This window comes from Microvirga zambiensis WSM3693 (genome assembly GCF_016735695.1).
Taxonomy (GTDB): Bacteria; Pseudomonadota; Alphaproteobacteria; order Rhizobiales; family Beijerinckiaceae; genus Microvirga; species Microvirga zambiensis.
The window spans coordinates 1-7253 of sequence record NZ_JAERQD010000126.1 but is presented as its reverse complement, the minus strand read 5'-3'; the positions used below and the strand labels follow the sequence as shown (position 1 = coordinate 7253).

Annotated in this window: 5 protein-coding genes; 4 read left to right on the top strand and 1 reads right to left on the bottom strand. The window is 59.5% G+C overall.

What is annotated here, in order from left to right; all coding sequences use genetic code 11:
• Nucleotides 1-526: lamin tail domain-containing protein (locus JKL46_RS33675; RefSeq protein WP_201842754.1), on the top strand; the 526-nt coding region annotated here is incomplete at its 5' end.
• A 289-nt stretch (nucleotides 527-815) separates the two neighbouring features.
• Nucleotides 816-2528, top strand: coding sequence for a phospholipase D-like domain-containing protein (locus JKL46_RS33670; protein ID WP_201842752.1), 1713 nt, complete (start codon nucleotides 816-818; stop codon nucleotides 2526-2528).
• A 569-nt stretch (nucleotides 2529-3097) separates the two neighbouring features.
• Here the strand turns inward: JKL46_RS33670 and JKL46_RS33665 are convergent.
• Nucleotides 3098-4597, bottom strand: a complete 1500-nt coding sequence (locus JKL46_RS33665) for a right-handed parallel beta-helix repeat-containing protein (RefSeq protein ID WP_201842750.1) — start codon at nucleotides 4595-4597, stop codon at nucleotides 3098-3100.
• An 801-nt stretch (nucleotides 4598-5398) separates the two neighbouring features.
• Between JKL46_RS33665 and msuE the strand changes: the two genes are divergently transcribed.
• Nucleotides 5399-6007 (top strand): FMN reductase, encoded by a 609-nt coding sequence (gene msuE, locus JKL46_RS33660; protein ID WP_201842747.1) that lies wholly within the window; start codon nucleotides 5399-5401, stop codon nucleotides 6005-6007.
• A 57-nt stretch (nucleotides 6008-6064) separates the two neighbouring features.
• On the top strand, nucleotides 6065-7165 hold the full coding sequence (gene sfnG / locus JKL46_RS33655; RefSeq protein ID WP_201842745.1) for a dimethylsulfone monooxygenase SfnG: 1101 nt from the start codon (nucleotides 6065-6067) through the stop codon (nucleotides 7163-7165).
• Nucleotides 7166-7253 lie beyond the last annotated feature (88 nt).

Genomic DNA, 7253 nt, shown 5'->3' with positions numbered 1-7253 from the left:
GAATCCGCAGCTACTTTGGGCATCCGTCATTCCGCTATGCCGCATAGTTCAAGTTCACCCAAGCCGGATCAGTAAGTTCCAGACGCAGGCCTGGCATTCGGATGACGTCAGCGGCGATGTCATCGTGCCGCCCGATCCCGATCACCCTGACCTCCCCCATATCCCTGTTGATCCCAACCGGATCCCGCCGCTCGATGTGCCTGATGGGCTGGTTCGCATCATCGCAGCCTACGTCAATGACGTGCGGACCCCAGAGCGCGAGACGGTCACCCTTCTGAACACAGCCGACGTTGCGGTGGACCTTGCCGGATGGCAGATCGCCGACAAACAAAAGAACCGCTTCTCGCTATCAGGCTCGATCGAAGCCGGTTCCACACGGGTGATTGTGATGGAGAATCCAGTCAAGTTGTCAAACAAAGGCGGGATCATCTCATTGCTCGACGCTCGTGGCGTCAAAGTCCATGGCGTTTCCTATACAAAGGAGCAGGCCCGACAACCCGGACGGACAATCCCGTTCCAATCGTAAGCGATGGCGGCACGGTAAAGGACATTCGCACTGTTCGGCTAGGCTCTAAGCGGCCGCGAACGCCGGGCGCAGCCCAGCCGCTGTGCCCAACGATCGAGTGCCGAGGCTCTGAGATGGGTACAGGCGAGGGACGATCTCCCTCGTACCATTAGAAGGTCAAGGCAGTCGGAACAATCCAGTGATGATCAGTAGCGTTCCTCACACCACCTAAGGGAAAGATCGCAGCGATGGATCGCACCGTCATGGGGATTCGCCACGCTCGATTTCCTATCAAGAAGAGGGGACATCTATGCGCCAGATTGTTGAAGGACCTGTGCTCACGGTGCGCGCCATTGGCGGGCTCCATGTCGTCACCCTTGCATGGGATTTTGTCGAGGGCCAAGAGGCCAAACGGGAGGGGTTTCTCGGCTTTGCCGTGGAACGGAGTGAATTCGCCAAGGACGGTGGCATCGTCGAGCGATACTGGCTGCGCGGGGTCAAGCGCTTCAGGATCAAGGACGAGGGACTGCCTCCCGGTGCCCCCGTGCCGACATCCGAGCACCCGATCCAAACCTTTCAGTGGGCAGACTACACAGCGAAGCCAGGTGTGACTTACCAGTATCGGGTGGTTCCCGCGTACGGCAAACCGAAGCTCCTCGATTTGGACCCTGCCGCCTCAACGACGGTCGAGATCACCACGGAATGCGAAGAGGGCGCCGAAGCCGATGATCATCGCATCCGTCACGACGTGTTCTTCAATCGGGGGGTCGCTGGATCTCAAGCCTACGTCCGCAAATTCGGAAAGACCAAGCCGGATGAGGACGACCCAACGTCTGAGCAGATGAAGTGGCTTTCGCGTGGACTCTTCGAGGCCCTCACTGGCTTCATCTCTCGCGCGGCGGGAAGCGATGCCGCCGACTACAAGCTACGTGCCATGCTCTACGAGTTCCGGTATCCCGCCATTGGCGAGTCGTTCAAGGCGGCAGCCGCCGCCGGTGCCGACGTCGACATCCGCTACGAGGCGCAGTCCTACAAGGACGAGAACGAGGCGATGATTGCGGCGGTCGGCATCGAGCATCTCTGCACGCCGCAGAAATCCCGTGCCGGCATCCGGCACAACAAGTTCATCGTGCTGGTCCATCATGATGTGCCGGTCGCCGTTTGGACCGGGTCGACCAACATCTCGGCGGGTGGGATTTTTGGGCACTCAAACGTTGGCCATGCGGTCTGGGACCGCGGCCTTGCCCAGCGTTACCTCGACTATTGGGAAGCACTCGCCGCCCCATCCGTCACCGCAAGTCGGCTTCGGACACGCAACCAAGCCGTTGAGGCAACCCCAGCGCTCCATGAATTGCCGCCGGCCGATCGGGTTCTGACCCTGTTCAGCCCGCGCGATGAGGAAGATCCGGACACAACCACGCCGACCCTGGCCTGGTTTGCCGATCTTCTGGCCTCGGCGCAGAGGATTGCCTGTATGACCTTCGCCTTCAATTTCGACCCGGTGTTCCAAACCGCAGTCCAGGGCGAGACCGATGCCCTCAGTTATCTCATCTTCGACAAGACCCTGGACGAGGTGCGAGAAACGGAAGTGCGGCGCAACCGCAATACAATCATTGCGGCAGGCGCCAAGCTCGAGAAAGGGGATCTGGAGACCTTTCTCGGGGAGGTTCTGACCGGGTTCAACCGAAACCGCTACATCCACGACAAGTTCCTCCTCGTTGACCCGCTCGGCAATGACCCGATTGTCGTGACGGGTACGGCAAACTTCAGCGAGCCCTCGCAGGAGAAGAATGATGAAAACATGCTCGTGATCCGAGGAGACACCCGTGTCGCCGATATCTATTTCGGCGAGTTCATGCGGATCTTCGACCACCACTACGTTCGGTATGTGATTGCCAGGTTGAAGGCAGGCGGCCAGCATGACCCCGATGCCGGTTATCTGAAAGAGAAGACAGCCGAATGGCTGCCATCGCACTTTGAGCCTGGGCCGAAGGAAAAGCGTCGACGTTTCTTCATGCAATAAAGGGATGGATCTGCATCGCTGAAGATTCTCCTGGCACCCGCATGAAGCTGGTATCGATGTCACCATAAGCCTGGTGAATGCCGGTTAGCGAGTTTGCGAGGGCACCGTGCCATGAGCCAGGTACCCAACCGAACGAGGTTCAGGGCCTCTTCCGTTATCACGTGCTGCTCCGTGTCTTGGCCTGCCAAGGAAGCGGGAGCGCCTGAGGTGCGAAGCTCGGGCACCGGCCGGGATTGTTCTCCCCGTTCTGGTAGGCTGCTGGTACACTTTTGGGGTCGGCACAAGGCTCATCGCCAGGACGGACGGCGCGTGCCGCCAACTACAGCAAGACGCAGGCCGAACGTGAAGGCGAGACCATCTCTTCTGATCCGATGACCCCTGCTTGTGTGGCCGTAGCCGGAATCTGGAAGGTGCGCGGATTGGGTGCCCCGATTGCAAGCTGTACACGGCTTTCGGCAGCCTCAAAGACCGGGAGTGCCAGTGCATCCACAGTAGTGGGAGTGACGGGATGACTTGGAGAAATGCCTGCGCCATTGATCTATCAAGAGGCGTCAGTCCACACGCCCTAATCAGGCCTTCGGATCGTCGATGTAGCCCAAAGGCAGTGCGCACTCCGGGCACCCCAAGGCAATTGGCGAGTAAGGAATCTTGCCATGCATCGCGCCAATGTCGATCCCCTCCGGCAGGACCCATTCTCCTTGGTCTGGAAGTTCGAGCGCCGCGCTCATGCCTGCCCGACGGCATATGCTGTCTGCCGAAAGCGTGAACTCACCATCGCGGCCCGATGAAAATCCTGGATCGCCGTACGCACCACTGACAGGATAGCCCGCAGCCTGCAGGCCGGCGGGATAATCCGGATGGCTGCAGATGTCGTTCTCAAAATGAATGTCGAGGTTTTTCCAATCCGTGGTAAACGGCTCCTCCGCATCGGCGGGCCCCTCGCAGGCGGGATTAGGGGCTCCGACGCCGATCATGCGCCGGCCCAGGTCAACAACACCTGGGGGATGGTGATCCGGCCTCGCGTAGGCAATCGCGTTGTTGAAGTGCCGGACGTGGCGCAGCTTTCCCTTCTTGAGATAGGCGGAGCGGAGATACCAGCTGTTGTTGAAGACATAGAACGGATGGGAGGGGAGCACCTTATCATCCTCGCCCTTCTTGACTTTGTTCGTCTTGATCACCGCACCGCCGTTATTGCACTCCCCGGGAGGTCCCGGCTTACGATCGAACCAGCCCCGGTTGGCGAACACGTACCAATAGCCACCTTGGCACTCCTCAAAGGCGATCCAGGTGTGGCAGTTGTAGATCTTGTTCTCGAAGATCCACCAGTTGGTGGCAGTCAGCTCCGCCTCGACAGCGCTGTCTCGGATGAAGGCAAACGTGTTGCGGTAGATCCAGACGTTTCGATTGACGTAACCATTCTCCGCCCCGTTCCTCGTAGCGAACAGGTGGATGCCATTGAACGCATGGGCGATGAAGTTGTAGCGAACGATAACATCGCCCGTGATGTCGTCCGAGCGGAAGAAGTCGCCGTCGAGCTCGCGTCGAGGAAGCGGATTCGCGTGAATGTCCTTCCAGAACACGTCCTGCCAGATCCGCGTGTCCTGAATCCACGAGCAGTGCTCCAGGACGAGGTACCGGGTCCCGACACCCCGAGCGAAGACACCGTAGGTGGCTCCGTTGAGGTTGAGCTTCCGGACTGTCACGTGCTGGGAGTCCTCGATATAGATGGCCGTGGGCCAGACGTTCTGGATCGTGGTGTTCTCGATCACGATCCCGACGCAGTTCCTGATCTTGAAGAAGGCATAGTCCTCAAAGCTGGGCATGCCTGGGGGGCGCAGGACATTGCGCCGGCCGTCGAAGGTGGCGCAGCCGTTGCTTCGGATCACGATCGGGCGCTCGCGGCTGGCATGCTTGCGCTGGATCACCACAGGCTCGTCATAGACCCCGGGCAGAAGATGGATGACATCTCCTGCGACGGCCTTGTCGATGGCCTCCTGCAGGCGCATAGCCGCAACAGTGGCGCCGTTCCAGCCGCGCGGACTTCCATCTGGCGTTACGAAAAGATCCATCCAGGTCCACTCCCTCTGCAAAGGCATCCTGACGTGGGTTACACTTCCTAAGGTCAGGGCAGCCGCAGCAAGTCCAGTATCCTCTCGGCAATGCGGATATTATCGTACAGCTCCGGCATAAGTTAAATTGGATTGGAGGAGAGGCTGTCGCTGGCAATAATGTTGTTCCCGCCGGGGTTCCGAACCGGGTTCACGCCGCTCTTCCTCATAGCCTTGGGAAACTCCTTGGCGATGAGCCTGTGCCCGAAGGCACTGTTCTCTTATTCCGGGGATTCTGCTCAAAGGGCTTGACCAGAATTCCCGGAACAAGAGAACGAAACCCGTCCGACGGCAAGCGGCAATCGTTCTATAAAAAGAACAAGCGGTCCTTAAGAGACTTGAATGAAGAGCTCCGTGCCCCTTTTAGGGCCAATCATGGCATTTGTTCTCATATGATACCTGATAAGAGAAATTCTTTGTCGTCCATCCCGTTCTAAAAAAAGAACGTTCCCGTTGACAGCGAGCGGCATTGCGTCAATTCTTCGTGACATACGGCGGGAGCCTCGACGGGATCAGCAGATGAAGCAGTCGAGCATTCCATACTTTCTCGATGATCGAGCACCTGCATCACAAGCGTTTTCGAAGGAAGAATTCAAGATCATTAGCCGCAAGGCCATTGTAACTGCAAAGGCAACTTAGCCTCGTCTGCTTGTCAGCAGGTGCGGTGAACCGGCGCGGGATCGATTGATCTCGGTTCACGCAAACCTCCCGACCTAATCATCAACGCCGCGGGCACTCGCTGGCGGAAGGAGAACTTGTGCCATGAGTCTGCCTCGCATCGTCGGCCTGTCCGGCAGCCCGCGCCGTCCATCCAAGACGAGCACTCTCGTTGAACTGGTGGCGGCCGAGGTTCTGAACCGGGCACAGGCACGCCTTGAAATCTTTGACCTCGTTGACGCAGGTCCCGGCCTTGGCGCCGCGCTGCAGCGCCCAAACCTGACTCTCCCGGCGGCTCGCATCATTGACGCCATCGAGCAGGCTGATGCGCTGATTGTTGGCACACCGGTGTACAAGGGCGCCTATACCGGGCTGTTCAAGCATGTCTTCGATCTGGTTGATCCCCGGGCGTTGATCGGCAAGCCGGTCCTGCTCACCGCCACGGGAGGAGGCCCGCGCCATGCACTGGTGGTGGAACACGCCCTGCGGCCGCTCTTCGGCTTCTTCGAGGCTCTCACCGTCCCAACAGCTGTCTACGCGAGCGATGCCGATTTTGTGGACGGGCAGCTGAATGACGCCGACGTCCTGGTACGGGTGAGCACCGCAGCGCAACAGCTCACCGGTCTCCTCCACGGCCGGCACCATGCTGACAGGTCGCCCGAATCCAGAGTTGCCGACCTCCACATTGTTGGCGGGCGGGCCGCAAGCCGCTGAACCACGTCATTTCACGACATCGACCACGTAATCCAACCTGAACAGGGACGAAACACCATGAGCACGCCGTCCAACCCGATCAAGTTCGCCTACTGGGTTCCCAATGTTTCCGGGGGCTTGGTCATCAGCAACATCGAGCAGCGCACCAGTTGGGATATCAATTATAACCGCAAGCTCGCACAGATCGCCGAGGCAAGCGGGTTCGAGTATGCGCTGACCCAGATCCGCTTTACCGCCGGCTACGGCGCTGACAACCAACACGAGTCGGTTGCGTTCAGCCACGCGCTTCTGGCGGCCACGACATCGCTGAAGGTTATCGCGGCCCTCCTGCCGGGCCCGTGGACGCCGGTGCTCGCCGCCAAGCAGATTGCGACCATCAACAATCTCACCAGCGGCCGCATCGCCGTCAATGTCGTCAGCGGCTGGTTCCGCGGTGAGTTCCAGGCGATCGGCGAGCCTTGGCTCGATCATGATGAGCGCTACCGCCGTTCGGAGGAGTTCATCCGCTCACTGCGGGGCATCTGGACGGAAGACAGCTTTACCTTCGCAGGCGACTTCTACCGCTTCCGGGACTACTCGATGAAGCCCAAGCCGATCGATCCTCAGCCGGAGATCTTCCAGGGCGGATCGTCCCGCGCGGCGCGCGATATGGCGGCTCGGGTTTCGGACTGGTATTTCACCAACGGCAACACGCCCGAGGAAATCCGCAAGCAGGTCGATGACATCCAGGCCAAGGCCGAAGCGAACAATCATTCCGTCAAGATCGGCGTCAATGCGTTTGCGATCGCCCGCGAGACGGAAGAGGAAGCCAAGGCCGTGCTCGACGAGATCATCGCCAAAGCCAACCCGGAGGCGGTGCAGGGCTTTGCCGATCAGGTGAAGAACGCCGGCAAGGCCTCGCCGGAAGGGGAGGGCAACTGGGCCAAGTCCTCCTTTGCCGACCTTGTCCAGTACAACGATGGCTTCCGCTCGAACCTGATCGGAACGCCCGAGCAGATCGCCGAGCGCATCATCGGGCTGAAAGATGCCGGCGCCGATCTCATCCTGCTGGGCTTCCTGCACTTCCAGGAGGAAGTGGAATTCTTCGGCAAGCATGTGATCCCGCTCGTTCGCAAGCTCGAGGCTGAGCGGGACTCTACGCTGATCGCAGCCGAGTAAGGGGCGCGGCCGCTAGTGTTCTGTCACTGACGGGTAATTCCGAAATCTGGTCTGACGTGCGATGCTGCTCGCATGGGCAAGATCGAAC